General features: G+C 63.0%; 23 protein-coding genes and 1 tRNA gene. 15 read left to right on the top strand and 9 right to left on the bottom strand.

The genetic code is table 11. The features are described 5' to 3' along the window. Positions 1–46 precede the first annotated feature (46 nt). Both B6V73_RS10955 and hemH read right to left on the bottom strand, forming a co-directional pair. Positions 47–340 carry a hypothetical protein gene (locus B6V73_RS10955; protein ID WP_088725250.1) on the bottom strand — a complete coding sequence of 98 codons (294 nt, stop codon included), beginning with the start codon at positions 338–340 and terminating at the stop codon, positions 47–49. A 148-nt stretch (positions 341–488) separates the two neighbouring features. Beyond that, entirely contained in the window at positions 489–1,544 is a 1,056-nt protein-coding gene (gene hemH / locus B6V73_RS10960) for a ferrochelatase (RefSeq protein ID WP_075775208.1), read from the bottom strand. Between the two features lie 113 nt (positions 1,545–1,657). Here hemH and otsB point away from each other — a divergent pair, with 113 nt between their 5' ends. Both otsB and B6V73_RS10970 read left to right on the top strand, forming a co-directional pair. Beyond that, positions 1,658–2,407, top strand: coding sequence for a trehalose-phosphatase (gene otsB, locus B6V73_RS10965; protein WP_088725251.1), 750 nt, complete (start codon positions 1,658–1,660; stop codon positions 2,405–2,407). 10 nt (positions 2,408–2,417) lie between these two features. Further along, complete coding sequence (locus B6V73_RS10970) at positions 2,418–3,764, top strand: trehalose-6-phosphate synthase (protein WP_075775207.1); 1,347 nt, start codon at positions 2,418–2,420, stop codon at positions 3,762–3,764. On the opposite strand, the gene B6V73_RS10975 is transcribed toward B6V73_RS10970, so the two are convergent. Further along, the gene (locus B6V73_RS10975) at positions 3,756–4,592 is read right to left on the bottom strand and encodes a methyltransferase domain-containing protein (protein ID WP_088725252.1); all 837 of its coding nucleotides are present in this window, start codon (positions 4,590–4,592) and stop codon (positions 3,756–3,758) included. The two genes, B6V73_RS10970 and B6V73_RS10975, sit on opposite strands and share 9 nt — an antisense overlap. Here B6V73_RS10975 and B6V73_RS10980 point away from each other — a divergent pair. From B6V73_RS10980 to B6V73_RS10995, 4 genes are read left to right on the top strand one after another with little or no spacing between them, the layout of a single operon-like run. Next, positions 4,591–5,349, top strand: coding sequence for a ComF family protein (locus tag B6V73_RS10980; RefSeq protein WP_240504126.1), 759 nt, complete (start codon positions 4,591–4,593; stop codon positions 5,347–5,349). The genes B6V73_RS10975 and B6V73_RS10980 overlap by 2 nt on opposite strands. A gap of 35 nt (positions 5,350–5,384) precedes the next feature. Then, positions 5,385–5,642: a glutaredoxin 3 gene (grxC, locus tag B6V73_RS10985; protein ID WP_088725254.1), complete on the top strand. Its 258-nt coding sequence runs from the start codon at positions 5,385–5,387 to the stop codon at positions 5,640–5,642. A gap of 2 nt (positions 5,643–5,644) precedes the next feature. Further along, positions 5,645–6,472 carry a carbon-nitrogen hydrolase family protein gene (locus B6V73_RS10990; protein ID WP_075775203.1) on the top strand — a complete coding sequence of 276 codons (828 nt, stop codon included), beginning with the start codon at positions 5,645–5,647 and terminating at the stop codon, positions 6,470–6,472. A 53-nt stretch (positions 6,473–6,525) separates the two neighbouring features. After that, positions 6,526–6,915, top strand: coding sequence for a MarR family transcriptional regulator (locus B6V73_RS10995; protein ID WP_075775454.1), 390 nt, complete (start codon positions 6,526–6,528; stop codon positions 6,913–6,915). Positions 6,916–7,212: 297 nt separating this feature from the next. Here the strand turns inward: B6V73_RS10995 and B6V73_RS11000 are convergent, their stop codons facing one another. From B6V73_RS11000 to B6V73_RS11010, 3 genes are all read right to left on the bottom strand, one after another. Further along, a complete protein-coding gene (locus tag B6V73_RS11000) occupies positions 7,213–8,316 on the bottom strand; it encodes a site-specific DNA-methyltransferase (RefSeq protein WP_075775202.1) in 1,104 nt (367 codons plus the stop codon). 113 nt (positions 8,317–8,429) lie between these two features. Further along, positions 8,430–9,065, bottom strand: coding sequence for a ribonuclease HII (locus B6V73_RS11005; protein ID WP_088725255.1), 636 nt, complete (start codon positions 9,063–9,065; stop codon positions 8,430–8,432). Between the two features lie 104 nt (positions 9,066–9,169). Next, positions 9,170–9,715: a hypothetical protein gene (locus B6V73_RS11010; protein ID WP_075775200.1), complete on the bottom strand. Its 546-nt coding sequence runs from the start codon at positions 9,713–9,715 to the stop codon at positions 9,170–9,172. 168 nt (positions 9,716–9,883) lie between these two features. Here B6V73_RS11010 and B6V73_RS11015 point away from each other — a divergent pair, with 168 nt between their 5' ends. The 4 genes from B6V73_RS11015 to B6V73_RS11030 all read left to right on the top strand — a co-directional run bounded on the left by B6V73_RS11015 (position 9,884) and on the right by B6V73_RS11030 (position 13,297). Then, the gene (locus B6V73_RS11015; RefSeq protein WP_075775453.1) at positions 9,884–10,165 is read left to right on the top strand and encodes a hypothetical protein; all 282 of its coding nucleotides are present in this window, start codon (positions 9,884–9,886) and stop codon (positions 10,163–10,165) included. Beyond that, positions 10,137–10,841, top strand: coding sequence for a helix-turn-helix domain-containing protein (locus tag B6V73_RS11020; protein ID WP_098409595.1), 705 nt, complete (start codon positions 10,137–10,139; stop codon positions 10,839–10,841). The genes B6V73_RS11015 and B6V73_RS11020 overlap by 29 nt, the downstream gene beginning before the upstream one ends. A 62-nt stretch (positions 10,842–10,903) precedes the next feature. Then, positions 10,904–11,998: a carboxynorspermidine decarboxylase gene (gene nspC / locus B6V73_RS11025; RefSeq protein WP_075775198.1), complete on the top strand. Its 1,095-nt coding sequence runs from the start codon at positions 10,904–10,906 to the stop codon at positions 11,996–11,998. Positions 11,999–12,049: 51 nt separating this feature from the next. Then, positions 12,050–13,297, top strand: a complete 1,248-nt coding sequence (locus B6V73_RS11030; protein ID WP_088719910.1) for a saccharopine dehydrogenase family protein — start codon at positions 12,050–12,052, stop codon at positions 13,295–13,297. A gap of 57 nt (positions 13,298–13,354) precedes the next feature. On the opposite strand, the gene B6V73_RS11035 is transcribed toward B6V73_RS11030, so the two are convergent. Continuing rightward, positions 13,355–13,431: transfer RNA gene (locus B6V73_RS11035), tRNA-Arg, on the bottom strand. A 327-nt stretch (positions 13,432–13,758) separates the two neighbouring features. Between B6V73_RS11035 and B6V73_RS11040 the strand changes: the two genes are divergently transcribed. After that, complete coding sequence (locus B6V73_RS11040) at positions 13,759–14,787, top strand: LacI family DNA-binding transcriptional regulator (RefSeq protein WP_088725257.1); 1,029 nt, start codon at positions 13,759–13,761, stop codon at positions 14,785–14,787. Here the strand turns inward: B6V73_RS11040 and B6V73_RS11045 are convergent, their stop codons facing one another. Next, positions 14,788–15,414 carry an SH3 domain-containing protein gene (locus tag B6V73_RS11045; protein ID WP_088725258.1) on the bottom strand — a complete coding sequence of 209 codons (627 nt, stop codon included), beginning with the start codon at positions 15,412–15,414 and terminating at the stop codon, positions 14,788–14,790. 40 nt (positions 15,415–15,454) lie between these two features. Further along, positions 15,455–16,276 (bottom strand): ABC transporter permease, encoded by an 822-nt coding sequence (locus tag B6V73_RS11050; protein WP_075775195.1) that lies wholly within the window; start codon positions 16,274–16,276, stop codon positions 15,455–15,457. Between the two features lie 130 nt (positions 16,277–16,406). On the opposite strand from B6V73_RS11050, the gene cysQ reads away from it, so the two are divergent. The 4 genes from cysQ to galE all read left to right on the top strand — a co-directional run bounded on the left by cysQ (position 16,407) and on the right by galE (position 20,075). Further along, the gene (cysQ, locus tag B6V73_RS11055) at positions 16,407–17,201 is read left to right on the top strand and encodes a 3'(2'),5'-bisphosphate nucleotidase CysQ (protein WP_075775194.1); all 795 of its coding nucleotides are present in this window, start codon (positions 16,407–16,409) and stop codon (positions 17,199–17,201) included. Then, complete coding sequence (gene kdsB, locus B6V73_RS11060; RefSeq protein ID WP_088725259.1) at positions 17,201–18,001, top strand: 3-deoxy-manno-octulosonate cytidylyltransferase; 801 nt, start codon at positions 17,201–17,203, stop codon at positions 17,999–18,001. The genes cysQ and kdsB overlap by 1 nt, the downstream gene beginning before the upstream one ends. A gap of 193 nt (positions 18,002–18,194) precedes the next feature. Continuing rightward, on the top strand, positions 18,195–19,088 hold the full coding sequence (galU, locus tag B6V73_RS11065; RefSeq protein ID WP_075775192.1) for a UTP--glucose-1-phosphate uridylyltransferase GalU: 894 nt from the start codon (positions 18,195–18,197) through the stop codon (positions 19,086–19,088). Between the two features lie 3 nt (positions 19,089–19,091). Next, positions 19,092–20,075 carry a UDP-glucose 4-epimerase GalE gene (galE, locus tag B6V73_RS11070; RefSeq protein WP_088725260.1) on the top strand — a complete coding sequence of 328 codons (984 nt, stop codon included), beginning with the start codon at positions 19,092–19,094 and terminating at the stop codon, positions 20,073–20,075. The last annotated feature ends 22 nt before the right edge of the window (positions 20,076–20,097 follow it).

The following is a 20,097-nucleotide window of genomic DNA, read 5'->3' on the forward strand; positions in this document are numbered from 1 at the left end:
CCCCCGGCTCCGCGTAGGACCGGGGGCATTTCAATCTGCGTAGTGGTCAGTCGTTTCCACCCGTGGCGTGGGCATGGTCGGACGCGCCGCCCGAGCCATCGCCCGAAACATCGCCGGCTCCCGAACCGCCCGACAAGCCGTCGAGCTTGCCACGGGCGCTTTGCACCATGACGCCCAGCATCTCGTCTTCGCCGGGAGTGTCGACCGATTGCACGAGGTTTTCCTCGTGATTTTGGGAGTAAATCACGTCGTCTTCCGTCGCCCACGGATTTGCATGGCCGGCCCAGGACGCGCCAGCATGGAGAGCCGCCAGAGCGGCCAGTCCGATAGTCTTGATCATTCTCGTTCCTTTCTGCTCTGCGCGTCCCGATCGTTGCCGGTCCGCAGGATGCGCCTTCACGGCGATCCCTTTCCCCAACGTCAGGAACATATAGGAAGAGAGCCCCACTAATCTGTGAGACAGGTCGTCGCAGATTGCGAAAGTCGTATCAGTCCAGCCAACCGGCGAGGTTTTCCTGCACGACGTCCATCAGCGCCTTGATGTGCAGATCGTCGTCGTTGAGGCAGGGGACATAGGTGAATTTCTCGCCGCCCGCATGCTCGAACGCCTCGCGGATTTCGCCGTTGATCTCCTCAAGCGTCTCGATGCAATCCGCGCTGAAGGCGGGCGAGATCACCGCGATATTCTTCTTCCCGGCCTTCGCCAGTTCCGCCACATGCTCGACGGTGTAGGGCTTGAGCCATTCCTCGGGACCGAAGACCGACTGGAAGGTGGTGTCGATTCCGTCCTTGTCCCAGCCGAGCCGTTCGCGCAGCAGGCGCGAGGTCTTTTGGCACTGACAGTGGTAGGGGTCGCCCTCCATCAGGTAGCGCTTGGGCATCCCGTGATAGGACGCGACCAGCACGTCGGGCTTTTCGTCCAGCGTCGCATAGACCCGCTCCACCGATTGCGCGAGAGCGTCGATGTAGGAGGGCCTGTCGAAATATTCAGGCGCGACGCGGGCGGCGGGCTGGCGCTTCTGTTTCATCAGCGCGCGGAAGAACTGGTCGTTCGCGGTGGCCGAGGTTGCCCCTGCATATTGCGGATAAAGCGGCAGGAACAGGATCTTCTCGCAGCCTTGCTCGACCATCTTGTCGACCACCGACTGGGTCGAGGGGTTGCCGTAGCGCATGCAGTAATCGACGACGACTTCCTGCCCGTAGCGCGCCGAGACCGCATCGCGCAGCTTTGCGACCTGCTGCTTGGTAATCGTCATCAGCGGGCTTTCGTCGGCCTCGTTGTTCCAGATCGTTTTGTAGTTCGCGCCGGAGGTGAAAGGCCGCCGCGACAGGATGATCAGCTGCAGCAGCGGCTGCCACTTCCATGCCGGATAATCGATCACACGCCGGTCCGAGAGGAACTCGTTCAGGTAGCGGCGCATCGACCAGTAATCGGTATTGTCCGGGGTTCCGAGGTTGGCGACGAGCAGACCGATCTTCGCTTCCTTGACGGGCGGATGATCGGCGGGGGCGTGGGCAAGGCGCGGATTTGCGGCGTTGGTCATCGTGTCACTGTCCTGTCGTCAATTATCGCGGAACTTCCACCCGACTTAACGGGTTTCCCGATCTGTGCCAATGCGGCCTATTCAACCGGGACAGGATCACTTACGGTCTTCACATGGCAATGGATGACATGACCGGGAAAAAACCGGCACCGCCCGCGCTCGACCCGTCACGGGACGCGCTGTTCCTCGATTTCGACGGATGTCTCGTGGATATCGCGCCGCGCCCGGACGCGGTGATCGTGCCGCGCGATCTGCCCGGCATCCTGACCGAGCTGTCAGAGGCGCTCGACGGCGCGCTCGCGGTCGTTTCGGGGCGGTCGCTGCACGAACTGGAACGGTTTCTCGAGGGGTTCGAAGGCCTGATGGTCGGATCGCACGGCTCGGAGGCGCGCGGGATGGAGCCGCCGATGGCCCAGGCGCCGCAGCATCTGGGCGCGGTGAAAGAGGATCTGGCGGGCTTCGCGCAGGAGCATGATCTCATCTTCGAGGACAAGAGCCACGGCGCCGCGATCCATTTCCGCTCCAACCCCGCCAAGCAGGGTCAGGTCGAAGCCTTCACCGAGGCGCTGACCGAGCGCTATGACGGCTTCATGATCCAGCCCGCGAAGATGGCCGTCGAAATCCGCCCCCAGGGGTTCTCGAAGGACGGCGCCTTGGCGATCCTGTCCGACCTCGTGCAGTTCGACGGGCGCAAGCCGGTCTATGCGGGCGACGACACGACGGACGAGCCCGCGCTGGCCTGGGCCGAGGAACATGGCGGCTTCGGAATCAAGGTCGGCGACGGAGAAAGCGTCGCCCGCTATCACCTCGCCGCACCGACGAATGTGCGCGACTGGATGGCCGCCGCGTTGCGCGTTGAATGAGGAACGTCACATGGGTCGCCTGATCTGCATCTCGAACCGTATTCCGACCGGGGCCAATCCTTCGGGCGGGCTGGTCGTGGCGCTTGGCGATGTGCTGGAGGAGACCGGCGGCATCTGGATCGGCACCTCCGGCGAAATCGCGGAGAAGCCCGCCGCGGAGCTGCGCGAGATCGAGGGCGGGCCGTTCAGGCGCTACTGCTTCGATCTGACCCAGGAAGAGCAGGACAACTATTACGCGGGCTATTCCAATTCGGTCCTTTGGCCGCTGTTCCACGGGCGCGCCGATCTGATGGATATCCACCACCTCTATCTGGGCGTCTACAAGCAGGTGAATCGGCGGATCGCGAAGCTCGTGGCGCCGTTTCTCAAGCCCGACGACAGGATCTGGGTGCAGGATTACCACCTGCTGCCGCTGGCCTACGAGCTGCGCCTGATGGGCGCGACCAACCCGATCGGTTTCTTCCTTCACACGCCCTTCCCCGGGCCGACCGCGATGCAGGCGCTGCCCAACGGGCGCGAAGTCTGCCAGTGGATCGCGAATTACGACCTCGTGGGGCTGCAGGCAGAGCGCGACGTGCGGGCCTGCCTCCACTCGATGATCGAGATCGCCGGGGCTTCCGATCTGGGCGCGGGCTATGTGCATCTCTCGCCGCGCCAATGTCGGATCGCCGCCTTCCCGATTTCGATTGATGCGCGGGAATTCCAGGACCTGGCAGAGGCCGAGTTCGAGAACCTCCCCGCCGGGATCGTGAAGGATCATCGCCGGCTGGTGATAGGCGTCGACCGACTGGATTATTCCAAGGGCGTTCCGCACCGCTTCCGCGCCTTCGGCGAATTTCTGGAGCGGCACGAGGATTGGCATCGCCACGTCTCGCTGCTGCAGATCTCACCGCCGACCCGCGAGGGCGTGCAGGCCTATGACGATATCCGCGAAGAGACCGAGCATCTCTCGGGCCGCATCAACGGCCAATTCGCAGACATCCAGTGGGTCCCGATCCGCTTTATCAACCGGGCGGTGCCGCGCGAGGTTCTGGCGGGGCTCTATCGCGCCTCGCATGTCGCGCTGGTGACGCCGCTGATGGACGGGATGAACCTCGTCGCGAAGGAGTTCATCGCAGCACAGAACCCCGACGATCCCGGCGTGCTGATGCTGTCGCAATTTGCCGGCGCGGCCGAGCAGATGGACGCGGCGCTGATGGTGAACCCGCACGACCCGGAACAGGTCGCGACCTCGATGCTGACCGCGCTGATGATGTCGCGCGGCGAGCGGCGGGAACGCTACCGGTCGCTGATGGAAGGGCTGACCACTTATGACGTGCATTGGTGGTCGAAGTCCTTCCTCGACGCGCTAGGCTGAGCCGGGCTTGTCGCCGCTCGGCCGCTCGGTCGTGCCAAGCGCATCTGCGAGCCGCTGCGCCGCCGATCCCGGGCGCAACGGTTTTTGCTGATCGGGATGCGGCTTCCAGCCGGTGAGCCAGACCATGTCGAAGGTCGCGCGCACCCGGCCATCGGGCTCCTGATAGGTCTCGATATAAAGACGCAACGCCTCGGTCAGCACATCGCGGCGCAGGAAGCGGCGATCACGGGCGGCGAGCGCATTGGTCTCGCCCATCGCGCGCAGGTCCGAAAGAAGGCGCAGCGGCGTCTCGTAGGTCACCTTGCGCGTCACCGCATCGGCGACCGGCAGCGCCAACCCGGCTCGCTGGATCAGCGCGCCGAGATCGCGGATTTCGCCCATCGGCACGATCCGCGGGCTCAAGCCTCCGGTGATCGTGGCTTCGGCCTGCGCCAGCGCCGCGCGCAGCTCGTTGAGCGTCTGGCCGCCGAACATCACGCCGATGAACAGCCCGTCGGGTTTCAGCGCACGCGACGCCTGCACCAGCTGTCCGACCGGATCGTTCGCCCAATGCAGACACAGCGCGTGAACCACGAGATCATGCGCGCCTTCCTCGAGATCGAGCACATCCGTATCGGCCACCACCTTCGCGTCGGGAAGGATTTCGAGCCAAGGTTCGGGAAAAGCGGAGATCAGGGCCGGCTCCGTAAAGGTCCTGTTAACCTCTAGCAGCCTTTCCTCGATCTCAGCCGCCGCGTCCTCGTGCAGGAACAGTTCGGGCGCGCGGGCGGCGCGTTTCCTGTGGCGCTCGAGCGCCTCGCGGTCGGTCAGAAGGGGCGGCGTATCCATGGCAGATACCCTTAACGAGGTTCGGGGCCGGATGCTAGCGGCGGGACGTCTGGGATTGCGCACCCTCTTCCCGCCGCGCTGCATCGCCTGCGGCGACGCGGTGGGCACCGATTTTGGCCTCTGTAGCGCCTGCTGGTCGGATGCCACTTTCGCGCGCGGCACGGTCTGCGACGCCTGCGGTACGCCCCTGCCCGGAGAAAGCGAGACCGCCATCCTTTGCGACGACTGCCTCACCCATCCGCGCCCATGGGCGCAGGGCCGCACGGTGATGCATTACTCTGGCACCGGGCGCGATCTGGTACTGGCGCTGAAACATGGCGACCGGCTCGATCTGGTGCCGCCGCTGACCGACTGGATGGCACGCGCCGCCGCGCCGCTTCTGACACCCGACACGCTGATCGCGCCGATCCCGCTGCATCGGCTGCGACTGCTGCGACGACGCTACAACCAAGCGGCGGAACTCGCGCGCGCGCTGGCCCGGCGCACCGAGCACGCCTATTGCGCCGATCTCTTCAACCGCACCCGCGCCACCGCGAGCCAGAAAGGGAAAAGCCGCGAGGAGCGCCGCACCAATCTCGACGGTGCGATCACCGTCGCGCCGCGCCGCGCCGCGCTGCTGCAGGGGCGCCCGCTTCTCATCGTCGATGACGTGATGACTTCGGGGGCCACGCTTTCCGCTGCGACGGAGGCAGCGCAAAATGCCGGGGCAGAGCGGATCTGCGCTGTGACACTGGCACGCGTTGCGAAGGCGCCCTAAATCCCTATAGTCTCGCAGACCAAAGGGAATACACTATGAAACGCGTCGAAATCTACGTCACCAGCACCTGCCCCTTCTGCATCCGGGCCAAGCGCCTGTTGGACAAGAAGGGCATCTCCTACGAGGAAACCGATGTGGGCCGCGAGCCGCAACTGCGCGCCGCGATGACCCAACGTGCCAATGGCCGCCGGACCGTCCCGCAGATCTTCATCGGCGGCGAGCCGATCGGCGGCTGCGACGAGCTGCATGCGCTCGAACATTCGGGCAAGCTCGATCAGATGCTGGCGGGCTGACAATGAAGGCGGCGCTCGTTCAGCTTTCGGTCACGGATGATCCGGCACGGAACCTGCCGGTCACGATCGATTTCATCCGCGATGCCGCGTCGAAAGGCGCGCAACTGATCGCGACGCCCGAGTGCACCAACCTGATCTCGTCGGATCGCGCACATCAGAACGCGGTCCTGCAGCACGAGCATCACGATCCGACGCTGGAGGCGCTTTGCAACGAGGCAGAGCGCCTCGGCGTCTATATCCTGATCGGCTCGCTCTGCCTGAAATCCGGAGACGATGCGCGCTTCGCCAATCGCTCCTTCCTGATCGGGCGCAAGGGCAATATCAAAGCCCGCTACGACAAGATCCACATGTTCGACGTGGATGTGTCCGAGACCGAGCGCTACCGCGAATCCGAAGCCTACCGGCCCGGGCGCGAGGCGGTTCTGGGCGCCACGAAATACGCCCAGCTGGGCCTGTCGGTCTGCTACGACCTGCGCTTCCCGCATCTCTACCGGACGCTGGCGCAGGCCGGGGCGCAGGTGCTGACGATCCCGGCGGCGTTCAACGACACGACCGGGGCCGCCCATTGGGAGGTTTTGGTACGTGCCCGCGCGATCGAGAACACATGCTTCGTGCTCGCGCCCGCGCAATGCGGAACCCATGCCGCGCATGGCGGTCGACCGCGCCGGACCTGGGGCCATTCGCTGGCGGTCGATCCGTGGGGCAAGGTGCTGGCCGATGGCGGCACCGAGCCCGGCGTGACGCTCGTTGATCTCGATCTCGACCAGGTGGACGCGGTGCGCTCGCGGCTGCGCTCCTTGTTCCATGACCGGAGCTTCGACGGACCGTGAGCACCTTGCCCGAGAACGATCCGCTCGCCGCGACGCTGTTCGCCGAGGTCTTCATGGCCGATCAACTGGCGCGCAACGTGGTGAGCCGCGCCCTGCCGAAGGGTATGGAAATCTCGCATTTCTCGGTGCTCAACCTGCTGGCCCATATCAACGAGGAACGCACGCCCGCCCAACTGGCCGAGGCGCTGCATGTCACCCGCGGTGCGATGACCAACACGCTCGCCAAGCTGGAATGGGCGGGGCATGTGCATATCCGGCCCGACTGGGACGATGCGCGGCGCAAATGGGTCTCGCTCTCGCCCTCGGGACGGCGCGCGCGTGATGCCGCGCTGGCCTCGCTGATGCCGATCATCGGGGGGATCGTGCGCGACCTCGGTCCCGAAAAGGTCCGAGCCACCCTGCCGGTGCTCCGCGAATTGCGCGCCCGCCTCGGTCAGGCCTGAACGGATCGGGGGGCTCTGCCCCTCTGGCCTGCGGCCATTCACCCCGGGATATTTCCGCCAAGCCGAAATCCGGATTTTCGCTCTTCTTCAAATACCCTAGGAGAGCGCGGTACGCTTGAGGTCGGAGTTCCCTTTTTCCCTTTTGATTGTCGTCCTCCGGCAACGGCGGCGGAGCCCCCTTTCAACGTTGCGAAAACGAAAAGACCCCGCCGTTTCGCACGGCGGGGCAAGGCGCGTGCCGAGGAGCGGTCCTCAGGCACCGGCGGTAACTTCTAATTCTTGGAAGAGGGCGGAGCCTCAGTTCATCTCGGCGCGGATCTGCTGGCGCAGCAGGTCGATCGGGACCTGTTTGCCGTCGCGCTTGAACGTCCAGTAGGTCCATCCGTTGCAGGAGGGCGCGCCTTCGAGATGGGCACCGACCTGATGGATCGAGCCTTTCACGTCGTCGCCGATCAGCGTGCCGTCGGCGCGGACCTTCGCCTTGTGGCGACCGTTGAGCGAGTAGAGCTCCTCGCCCGGGCGCAGCATCCCGCGTTCGACCAGCTGGCCGAAGGGCACTCGCGGCTCGGCGCGTTTCGAGGTGGAAACCTCCAGAGCTTCCTTGTCGAACTTGCGGATCTTGGCGAGGCGCTTGAGCGCGACTTCGCGATAGGCTTCCTCGCGTTCGATACCGATGAAATCGCGGCCCAGCATCTTCGCCACGGCGCCGGTCGTGCCGGTGCCGAAGAACGGGTCGAGGATCACGTCGCCGGGGTTGGTGGTGCCGACGAGCACGCGGTGCAGCAGCGCCTCGGGCTTTTGGGTCGGGTGGGCTTTCTCGCCGTTCGAATCCTTCAGACGCTCGCCGCCATTGCAGATCGGGATCACCCAGTCGGAGCGCATCTGCACCCCTTCGTTGAGCGATTTCAGCGCTTCGTAATTGAAGGTGTATTTCGCGCCTTCGGATTTCGACGCCCAGATCAGCGTCTCATGCGCGTTCGTCAGGCGCTTGCCGCGGAAGTTCGGCATCGGGTTCGATTTGCGCCACACGACGTCGTTCAGAATCCAGAAGCCTTGGTTCTGCAGCTCTGCGCCCATGCGAAACACGTTGTGATAGGAGCCGATCACCCACATCGCGCCGTTCGGCTTAAGGATGCGGCGTGCGGCCTTCAGCCATTCGCGGGTGAAGTTGTCGTAATGCGCGAAGGAGCCGAACTGGTCCCACGCGTCATCGACCGCGTCGACCTTGGAATTATCGGGGCGATGCAGGTCGCCGCGCAACTGTAGGTTGTAGGGTGGATCGGCGAAGATCAGGTCTACACTGTCCTCGGGCAGCGAGTTCATCATCTCGATGCAATCGCCTGCGAGAATTTCGTTCAGGGGCAGTGCATTGCGCACCACCGGAGTCTTGGTCTTTGCCATTTTTAGCCTCTTAACTGCCCGCCTCAGGGCCCAATATCTGGGTGCCGGCTTTGTGCCGATCTATGGCTATAAAAATGAGTCAAAGCCGATTCATCGTCAATTTCTTTTTTGAATCAAGGGCTTATATAATTCGCTTGGCACAAGATATTGTGGACCGGCTTGAAGCTTCGTCTATGAACGGGGGTAACCCCTAAATCTAGAAGCGCCTGCAGATGATCCTTCGTCGCGTAGCCCGCATTTCGTTCCCAGCCGTAGCCAGGATACTGTTGCGCCAAATCCACCATGAGCAAATCGCGGGCCTCTTTCGCGAGGATCGAGGCCGCCGCGATCGACAGGCAGCGCGCGTCGCCCTTCACGATCGGCTCGCAGGAAAGTTGCAGATCGGACGGCACGCGGTTGCCATCGACGAGGACGTGATCGGCGAGCCGGGCGAGGCCTGTGACCGCCCGGCACATCGCGAGATGCGAGGCGTGATAGATATTAAGCGCGTCGATCTCCTCGACGCTGGCATGGGCCACGCAGAACTCGGCGCAGTCCATGATCCGGGCCGCCAGATCGGCGCGGCGCTTCGCGCTGAGCTTCTTCGAATCGTTGAGCCCCTCGGGAATGCAGGCGGGATCGAGAATGACCGCAGCGGCGGTGACGGGCCCGCAAAGCGGTCCGCGGCCGACTTCGTCCACGCCCGCGACGACGATCAGGCCGCGCGCGAAGGCGGCTTCTTCGAAGGAAAAGTCAGGTGAGTCTGCCATGCGTTGGGAATGCCCCGAACCGGCAGGTCTGTTCAATGAAAAAGCGGGGACCCGAAGGCCCCCGCACTGCTCGACGACGCTCTTCTTGGCGTCTGCCGCATGTCTTAACGCCGACGGAGACGGATACCGCGATCCTCCAGGCAGTTGCTGCCGTAGACTTTCTCGACCCCGTGACGCCCGGTGCGCATCGTGAAGGCGCAGTTGGCGGGCAGCGTACGCTCGGTGCGGCGGTCGAGGCAGGAGGCGGAAACCACCTCGCCCCAGCCGCGGCGGGTCTTCACGCGCTGCACGCATTCCGCAGGCAGGTAGATGCGGTCTCGGTCATGGCGATAGCGGTCGTGGTCGTAGCGTTCCTGCGCGCGCTTGCGGCGGGCTTCGGCGGCGCGACGCTCGCGCTCGCGGCGTTCACGCTCCAGTCGGCGCTGCCGGTCCTGCCAGCTTTCATAGCGCGGCTGCGCCTTCTTCGCCTTGTGGTCGTTCTTGTTCATACCGTCGAGCAGCAACGCGGCGGCACCGACCCCAAGCAGGATGGTTAGCGCCTGACGGTCCTTCTTGCCCAGCGCGGCGGCGGGCGTGGCACTGATCGCGACGGAGCCCAGCGCGAGGGCGAGGGCGGTGATGGCGGCGGTGGCCTTGGTCTTGAGGCTCATGGCTTCGGTCCTTTCACTCGGCAGCCCGAAGGCCGCGTGACGTCGATGAACCGAGATTGGGCCGGGGGTCGAAAGTCAGGCAATAACGGCCCCCTGCTATCGGATAACAGACCGGCCAACCCCCTTTGGCTATTGAATAACACGGGCATTGCGCGCAGCGTGTTCCACATGAAACATGCAGTCCTCATATTGGCGTTTCTCGCCTCTGCCTCGGCCGCGCAGGCCGAGTGCTATGCCGACTACAAGGCCAAGCGCGACAACCCGTTGCAGCTGCAATACGGGGTTGCGCAGGTCTCGGACTCGGCCTGTTCGAAAAAGGCGGCGGCGCGCGAATTGGCGCCGAAGCTGAAAGCCGATGGGTGGACCTTGCTGACGGTTCTCTCCACATTCGGCCCCGATGGCTTGGAGCAAAGGAAAGCCAGTGCCGGACAATATTTCCTCCGTTACTGACAGTCTGCGATTGGGCTCGCGCGCAGTCGTGGGCGGGATCGTCGCCGTGGTTGCGATTCTCGCGGTCGCTGCGGTGCTACTATTCGCGAACCTGCCGAATGCGGATGCGTTCAACGCGCGAGTCGAGCAGATCTTCGTGCAAAACGACAACCTGACCTCGCAGGCCGAAATCAAACTGCTTGAGGTGCTCGCGCAATCGGGCACCGCGTTCTCTGATGTGCTGGCGAATTACCGGGTAATCATCTTCATCCTGCTGATCTTCGCCGCCGCGTTGCTGATCGCGACGATCGTCTTCCTGCTGCTGCTGATCGCGCTGAACAAGCGCATGACCGAGATCCGCCGCGCCGGGATCGAGGTGCAGAGCCTGCGCATCCTGCGGGGCGAAAACGCGGTGATGCTCAATGATATGGGCTTCACACTGACCCCGGCCGCGATCGAGACGCTGTCTGTTCTGGCCGAAGCGCGGATGGATGACGACATCCTCACCGGCGCGCAGATCGAGGCGATGATCTCGGGCCGCGACGAGGCCGATTGCGACGAGGCGGCGGGCGCCACGCGGATCAAACGGCTGCGCGACAGCCTCGGAAATCAGCTCGTCAGCGAGCTTCTGGTGCGCAACATTTCCCGCAAAGGCTATGCGCTTAGCGTGGCCAAGGATGCGATCCGAGTCGACTGATCCGGTTGCGCCACTGTCACATGGGCCCTATATCGCAGGGTCTGTTGACCTGCGGGGGAGCCATGTCCGATACGCCCTTCTACCTGATCGACGAGGCCCGACTGCGCGAGAACATGCGCAAGATCGAGCGTCTGCGCGAACGTTCCGGCGCGAAAGCCCTGCTGGCGCTGAAATGTTTCGCGACGTGGTCGGCCTTCGACATCATGAAGCCCTACATGGATGGCACGACCTCCAGCTCGCTGTTCGAGCTGCATCTGGGACGTGAGAAATTCGGCAAGGAAACCCATGCCTATTCGGTCGCCTGGGCCGATCACGAGATCGACGAGGCCATCGGGTATGCCGACAAGATCATCTTCAACTCGCTGAGCCAGCTGGATCGCTTTGGCGAGAAGGCGGCGCATATCGAGCGTGGCCTGCGCCTGAACCCGCGATTTTCGACCTCCGGTTTCGATCTGGCGGACCCGGCGCGGCCGTTCTCGCGTCTGGGCGAATGGGATGCCGAGCGGCTCGAGGCGGCGATGGATCGCATCTCGGGCGTGATGATCCACTACAATTGCGAGAACGCCGATTTCGCGCTGTTCGACCATCAGCTTTCGCGGATCGAAGCCGAGTTCGGCGATATTCTGAAGCGCCTGAAATGGGTGAGCCTTGGTGGCGGCATCCATTTCACCGGCGAAGATTACCCGCTCGACGATCTGGCCGACCGGTTGAAGAAATTCTCCGAAGATTTCGACGTGCAGGTCTATCTCGAGCCTGGCGAGGCCTCCATCACGCAGAGTGCCTCGCTCGAAGTCACGGTGCTCGACATTCTCGACAACGGCAAGAAGATCGCCATCGTCGACAGCAGCATCGAGGCGCATATGCTCGACCTGCTGATCTATCGCGAGACCGCGAAGCTGCCGCAACAGGGCGAATACGAATACCAGATCGCGGGCAAAACCTGCCTCGCGGGCGACATCTTCGGAGAGGCGCGGTTCGACAAACCGCTCGAAATCGGCGACCGTATCTCGATTGCCGATGCCGCCGGTTACACGATGGTCAAGAAGAACTGGTTCAACGGCGTTGCGATGCCTGCTATCGCCATCCGCCGCGAAAATGGGAACATCGACCGGATTCGCGACTTCACCTATGAGGATTATCGCGCCTCATTGTCCTGAGGGCCCACAAGAGCCCCCTTCCCCTGTCCGCAAACAAAGGAGACAGCCGAAGTGAAAAAGAACGTGCTCATCATCGGAGCGGGCGGCGTCGCCCAGGTCGTGGCGCATAAATGCGCGCAGAACAACGACATCTTGGGCGATCTGCACATCGCCTCGCGCACCAAATCGAAATGCGATGCAATCATCGAAAGCGTGCATGAGAAAGGCGCGATGAAGGTCGAGGGCACGTTCGAGGCGCATGCGGTGGATGCGACCGATTCCGAGGCCGTCGCCGAGCTTATCCGCAAGACCGGGTCCCAGATCGTGATCAACGTCGGCACCGCCTTCGTGAACATGCACGTCCTCGATGGCTGCATCGCCACCGGCGCAGCCTATATCGACACCGCGATTCATGAAGAGCCCGACAAGATCTGCGAAACCCCGCCTTGGTATGCCAATTACGAATGGAAGAAGCGCGACCTGTGCGCCGAACATGGCGTGACTGCGATCCTCGGCGCGGGCTTCGATCCGGGCGTGGTGAACGCCTATGCGCGTTTCGCCATCGACCAGATGGACGAGGTGAGATCGATCGACATCGTCGACATCAACGCGGGCTCGCACGGCAAGTATTTCGCGACCAATTTCGATCCGGAGATCAACTTCCGCGAATTCACCGGGGTCGTCTATTACTGGGAAGACCAGCAGTGGAAAGAGACGAGCATGTTCGCCTCGGGCCACGAATGGGATCTGCCCGTCGTAGGCCCCTCGCAGGCCTACCAGTCGGGCCATGACGAGGTGCACTCGCTCGCCACCAACTATCCGCAGGCCGACGTTCGCTTCTGGATGGGCTTCGGCGATCACTACATCAACGTCTTCACCGTGCTGAAGAACCTCGGCCTGTTGTCGGAACAGCCGGTGAAAACCGCCGAGGGTCTGGAAGTCGTGCCGCTGAAAGTGGTGAAGGCCGTGCTACCCGACCCGTCGAGCCTCGCGCCGAACTACACCGGCAAGACCTGCATCGGCGATCTGGTGAAAGGCACGAAGGACGGCAAGGACGTGGAGTATTTCGTCTATAACGTCGCCGATCACAAAGAAGCCTACGAAGAGGTCGGCTCGCAGGGCATCTCCTATACGGCAGGTGTGCCGCCGGTTGCCGCCGCAATCCTGATCGCGCAGGGCGACTGGGATGCGAAGACGATGAAGAACGTCGAAGAGATGGACCCCAAACCCTTCTTTACCGAGCTCGACCGCATGGGCCTTCCGACCCGCGTGATGGTCGGCGGCCTCAAGGGCGAGGACAAATCCTGGACCGAGGTTTGAGCGGTCGCACCAGAAACACGAAAGGCCCGCATAGCGCGGGCCTTTTTCATGCCTGATTGGCGATCCCGGCAGGATTCGAACCTGCAACCTGCCCCTTAGGAGGGGGCTGCTCTATCCAGTTGAGCCACGGGACCGCACAGCGCCTTTGATGCCGCCAAAGAGCTTGTGGCGCAAGTCCATCGCGGTGGTGCTGCGAAAAACCGCAGCCGCTATGCCGCGCATCTAGTGCGGTCGTGAATTCGGGAACTGGTTGGGAAGAAAGAAAAGGGAGCGCAAATTGGCCCACTGCGCCCCCTTTCGCGTCCCTCGCCCTGACGAATCCGACAGGGGCGCGGGTCTGTCCAGGTATCGAGCGGAGATTATCCGACCCTATAACCGTTAACGCTAACATACTGGTCATCATTCGCTTGCGCAAGGGAAATGTTTGGCGCTAACAAGAGGTGAACCTTGAGGAACTGCCCTTGTCCCGCCCCATCGAAACCCGCCGCCCCTTGACCCTGCGCGATGTCTCCGAAGCCTCCGGCGTCTCCGAGATGACCGTGAGCCGCGTGCTGCGCAATCGCGGCGATGTCTCTGATGCGACACGCGAAAAGGTCCTGCAAGCCGCGAAGGCGCTTGGCTACGTGCCCAACAAGATCGCCGGCGCGCTCGCCTCGCAGCGGGTGAACCTCGTGGCCGTGATCATCCCGTCGCTGTCGAACCTCGTCTTCCCGAAAGTCCTGTCGAGCGTATCCGACGAGCTTGAGGATACCGGGCTGCAGCCGGTCGTGGGCGTGACGAATTACTCGCCCGAGAAGGAAGAGCAGGTTCTCTATGAGATGCTCTCGTGGCGCCCCTCGGGGGTGATCATCGCGGGGGTCGAACACACGCCCGCCTCTCGCGCGATGCTGCAGAACGCGGGCATTCCGGTGGTCGAGATCATGGATGTCGATGGTGAGGGGATCGACTCGGTCGTCGGTATCTCGCATCGCCGCGCCGGGCTGCACATGGCCGAGGCGATCATCGCCGCGGGCTATCGCAAGATCGGGTTCCTCGGGACGAAAATGCCCGAGGATCACCGGGCGCGCAAACGGCTCGAAGGGTTCAAGGAAGGGCTCGCCAAGGCAGGGATCGAACTGGCGGATACCGAGTTCTACGGCGGGGGATCGGCACTCGCGAAGGGCCGCGAGATGACGGAGACGATGCTCAAGCGCTCGCCCGATCTCGATTTTCTCTATTATTCGAACGACATGATCGGCGCAGGCGGTCTGCTTTGGTGCCTCGACAATGGGATCGACGTGCCCGGCAAGATGGGTCTCGCGGGGTTCAACGGGCTCGAACTGCTCGACGGTCTGTCGGTGCGGCTCGCCACGATGAATGCCTGCCGGGCCGAGATCGGGCGCAAGGCGGCGCAGATCATTTCGGGTCGCTCGCAAAGCGGGATGATCGGCGGCGAGGTGATCGAGCTGGAGCCGACCCTCGATCCCGGCGACACGATCCGTAAAGTCTGATCAGTCGAGGCGGCAGCATCCGGTCAGCGCGCGACGACCTGCGGGTGTCTTCAGGAAGAGATCGAGCCCGATCGCGTAAAGCGCATCGCTCATGCCATCGGAACACGTGCCGCCCTTGAACACCACGAAGCCCTCCGTGCCTTTTCCCGACAGTTTCATCCCCACCGTCTCGGCCTTTCCGTTTTGCGGAGCCCCTGACCATTCGACATCGAGGTTTTGCGCAGCCTCCCCCGCCATCTCGAACCGAAAGAGCCCCGGCGCGTAGCGCAGCGACCAGAACGGCTCCGTCCCGGAACAGGCGAGCGGCACCTGTTCGGTCCACCACGGCGGCATCGGAACGTCCTTGAGAAATCGCGCCGCAGCCCACCCCGTGCGTCCATCGACATTCAACCTCAGCCATTTTTCGTCCGCGGATGCGCCCGTTATCTCGATGCCTGTCGCTCCGGGGGACAATGTGCCTAGGACGGGCGCCGATGCGGTCGGCTCCGCCCGGAGATTGAGAACATCGTCGGCAGCGACGCCGGTGACCGCCGCGTAGTGGGGAAAGTCCTCTGCCAGAACGGATCCGGCAGAACTCATCGCAAGGGCCAGACCGAGGCCAATCGTTCGGATGGTATTCGCGGCCATAACAGCGCTCCTTTTCGAAACGAGCCTGCCTGAAAAGGCACTAACGCCGCGCCCCCCAGCTGATCGAGGCGTATTGACGCGTGTAGAATTCGCCCAGAAGGCCGATCATCAGGATCGCTAGCCCGACATAGAGCGGATATTCCCAGTTCGAGAAATGCGGATTGTAATTGATGAAGGTGAAGCCGCGCGCTTGATCGATCGTGTGGAACAGCGGGTTCCAGTTGAACAGGATCAGCATCTTGTGCGGCAGATTGTTCGCGAGAAACATCTTTCCCGAGGCGATCATGTTGGCACGGGTGTAGACCTGCTGGATCACGCCCACCACTTCGGGCGCCCAGGGCTTCGCCGCCAACAGCACAACCCCGACCGCGAGCCCCGTGAACCACGCCAGCAACACCATCCCGAAGGCACCGACCCAATCGTAGATCTCGATCGGCTTGAAGGCCGCATGGTAGATGTAGAGCACCGTCACCATCGACAGCACCTGGATGTAGAGCGCGCTCAGCGCCGCCGCGGAGATCGAGACCGCGGTGGTCATCGGCGCGTGTTTCATCATCGCCGAGGTCGGCCCCTCAGATCCGAAGACCGCGCCCAGGGTCTTGGTATGGGTCATGTAGAGGAAAATGCCGGTCATGATGTAGAGCAGGAAATCGCCGCGCACCGAGCTGGACCGCATCCCCAATATGCTGAACATGACGTAGAAAGAAATGACCAGCATCATCGTCTGGACCATGTTCAGCAGCAGGCCGATCAACGCATTGCCGTGGGTCTTGCGCAGATTGCGCACGGTCGCATGGTAGATCAACTCCAGCAGGCTGAAGGTCGTCCCGAGCTTGGTCGCTTTCGTCTCCGGTCTGAACATGTTCCTGCCGATTCGGGCGCGTTGCGGCCCAAGCTAGGTCGGATTGCTTGCTCAACCCTTGTCGCCGCATCATAAGGGGGGAGTTGGAGCATAGCAATTGGGCCTTAACAAGGCCGGGAGAGGCGTGACGATGGATTTCGAACATCTGATGCGAGTGATGCGGCGACTGGCGCTCGAGGCAGGCGACAAGATCATGGAGATCTACGACTCGCCGGATTTCGAGGTGAAGTCGAAGTCGGACAACTCGCCGGTGACCGAAGCCGACGAGGCCGCCGACGCGCTGATCTCCGCCGGGCTGCGCGCCGAATTTCCCGACGTGCCGCTCGTCACCGAGGAACAGGCCGCGAGCCATTCGCAGGAGGTGTCGACCTTCCTCATCGTCGATCCGCTCGACGGCACGAAGGAATTCGTGAAGCGCCGCGGCGATTTCACCGTCAACATCGCCTATGTCGAGAATGGCAAGCCGGTGCGTGGCGTGGTCTATGCGCCCGCCAAGGGGCGGCTGTTCTACACACTGGCCGAGGGCCGCGCGGTCGAAGAAGACGGCCCCTTCGACAAGGAGCGCCCCGGCAAGCAGCAGCCGATCACGGTTTCGATGCCCGACAATCGCGGTCTGATGGTGGTTGCGTCGAAATCGCATCGCGATCAGGCGACCGACGAATACATCGGCAAATACGCGGTGAAGGATATGGCCTCGGCCGGGTCGTCGCTGAAATTCTGCCTTGTCGCGACGGGCGAGGCAGACCTCTATCCACGTCTGGGCCGCACGATGGAATGGGACACGGCGGCAGGTGACGCGGTTCTGCGCGGCGCGGGCGGCGAGATGATCCGCTTCGAAGATCACGCGCCCTTCACCTATGGCAAGCCTGGCTTCGAGAACCCGTTCTTCATCGCCTACGCTCCCGGCGTTCTGCTGGTGAAGTGATGTCTGTCCTCATCGTCATTCCGGCGCGCTACGCGTCGAGCCGTTATCCCGGCAAGCCGCTGGTCGAACTGACCGGCGCCACGGGCGAGAAAAAGACCCTGATCCAGCGCAGCTGGGAGGCGGCGACGCAGGTCGGCGGCGTCGACCGGGTCGTGGTGGCCACCGATGACGCCCGTATCCGCGACGCCTGCCAGGCCTTCGGCGCGGAGGTGGTGATGACCTCGGAGAGCTGCCGCAACGGGACCGAGCGCTGCGCCGAAGCTGCCGCAACGCTTGGCGGTGACTACGATATCGTGGTGAACCTGCAAGGCGACGCGCCGCTGACTCCCGCTTGGTTCATCGAAGACCTCGTGACGGGGTTGCGCGCCAATGACTGGGCCGAACTCGCGACCCCGGTGCTGCGCTGCGAGGGCGCGATGCTAAAAAGCCTGCTGGAAGATCGCCAGAACGGGCGGGTGGGCGGCACCACGGCGGTGTTCGGCGCAAGCAATCGCGGGCTCTATTTCTCGAAAGAGGTCATTCCATTCACCTCCGAGAGTTACGCGGACGAAGCCCCGACGCCGGTGTTCCACCATGTGGGCGTCTATGCTTACCGACCGGACACGCTGGCGGCCTATGCAGGCTGGCCGATCGGGCCTCTGGAGACGCTCGAAGGGCTGGAGCAATTGCGTTTCCTAGAGAACGGGCGTGCAGTGCTCTGCACAGAGGTCGAGGCGCGCGGACGGCAATTCTGGGAACTCAACAATCCATCAGACGTGGCCCGTATAGAATCCATGATGCAGCGGATGCAGCTCCCCTGACTGCGGCGATTTATCGCCGAACACGCGTAAACCGCGAATTTTCACGGCGTTGAACGAAACAATTTTCGCGTTTGCAGCATTTCTTCCTTTTGGAGTGCTCAACGCGAAAACCGGTCCCTTGTTGGATTGAGGCTTTGGGGACACAATAAACCAACTTCTGACGATTTGATCGTAGCAACCCTATAGGTGACGAATGAAAAGCAAGGTGACGAAGGCGATCTTCCCGGTGGCCGGCCTCGGAACCCGCTTCCTGCCCGCGACGAAATCGATCCCGAAAGAGATCCTCACGCTGGTGGACCGCCCGCTTATCCAATACGCCATCGACGAGGCGCGCGCGGCCGGTATCGAGGAATTCATCTTCGTCACCTCGCGCGGCAAATCTGCGCTCGAGGATTACTTCGACAACGCCCCCGAGCTCGAAAGCGCGCTCTCGCAGAAGGGCAAGACCGAGATTCTCGACGAGTTGAAGAAGACCAACATGGATAGCGGCGCGATTGCCTATGTCCGCCAGAACCAGCCGCTGGGTCTGGGCCATGCGGTCTGGTGCGCGCGCCGTCTGGTGCATGACGAAGCCTTCGCCGTGATCCTGACCGACGACGTCATCGCCGCCGACAAGCCCTGTCTGCAGCAGATGATGGAAGCCTATAACGAGACCGGCGGGAACTATGTCGCGGCGATGGAAGTCCCCGCCGACAAGACCGCCTCCTACGGTGTTCTGGATGTGGGCCCGGGCGACGGTCCGCGCCTGCCCGTCAATGGCATGGTCGAGAAGCCCAAGCCCGAAGATGCGCCCTCGAACCTCGCGGTGATCGGTCGTTACATCCTGACCCCGCGGATCATGTGGAACCTCGATGCGCGCAAGGCGGGAGCCGGTGGAGAGATCCAGCTGACCGACGCCATCGCGCAGGAAATCCACGGCGGCAACTCGGTCTACGCCTATCGCTTCGACGGCCAACGTTACGATTGCGGATCGAAAGCGGGCTTCCTGCAGGCAACGGTGGCCTTCGGCCTCCAGCGCCCGGATCTGAAGGACGAGTTCGGAGAGTATCTCTCAGATCTCTCCGCGATGCGGCAGGCTGCCGAGTAAGCGATGAAGCATGTGTTGGTGACGGGCGGTGCGGGCTATATCGGCTCGCACGCCTGCAAGGCGCTGGCCGCGGCGGGCTACGTCCCGGTCTGTTTCGACAATTTCTCGACCGGCTGGAAAGAAGCGGTGAAATTCAGCCCCGTCGAGGAGGGCGATCTGGCTGATCGTGCCCGGCTCGACGAAGTGTTCGCCAAGTATCAGCCCATCGCTGTAATGCATTTCGCGGCGCTCAGCCTCGTCGGCGAGTCGATGGAAGATCCGGCGAAATATTGGCGCACCAACGTGAATTGCGCGCTGAACCTGATCGAGGCGGCCGTCGATGCAGACTGCCGCAACTTCGTCTTCTCCTCGACCTGTGCGACCTACGGCGATCAGGACGGGGTGGTGCTGGATGAGAACACAGAACAGCGCCCGATCAACGCCTATGGCGGATCGAAACGCGCCATCGAAGACATGCTGCGCGATTTCGGCGCGAGCCACGGGATGAACTCCGTGATCTTTCGCTATTTCAACGTGGCGGGCGCCGATCCCGACGCAGAAGTCGGCGAGCAGCACATCCCCGAGACGCATCTGATCCCGCTGATGCTCGACGCGATCGCGGGCAAACGCCCGGCGCTGACCGTGTTCGGCTCGGATTACGCGACGCGCGACGGCACCTGCATCCGCGATTACGTGCATGTCTCCGATCTGGTCGATGCGCATGTGCTGGGTCTGAAATGGCTCGAGGATGGCAAACCCTCGCGGGTCTTCTGCCTCGGCTCTGGCAACGGGTTCTCGGTGCGCGAAGTGATCGACGCCTCGCGCGCGGTAACCAATCGCGATGTTCCGATCGTCGAGGGGGACCGTCGACCGGGCGATGCGGCGTCGCTTGTGTCGGGCTCGAAACGGGCGACCGAGGAGCTTGGCTGGCAGCCGAAGCGGTCGGACCTGTCCACCATGATTTCCGATGCATGGCGTTGGCATCAGGCGAAAGAGTATGAATACTGACCCCGAGGCAGGGTCAGGAGTA

This window comes from Thioclava sp. JM3, from assembly GCF_002213185.1.
GTDB classification, from domain to species: domain Bacteria; phylum Pseudomonadota; class Alphaproteobacteria; order Rhodobacterales; family Rhodobacteraceae; genus Thioclava; species Thioclava nitratireducens.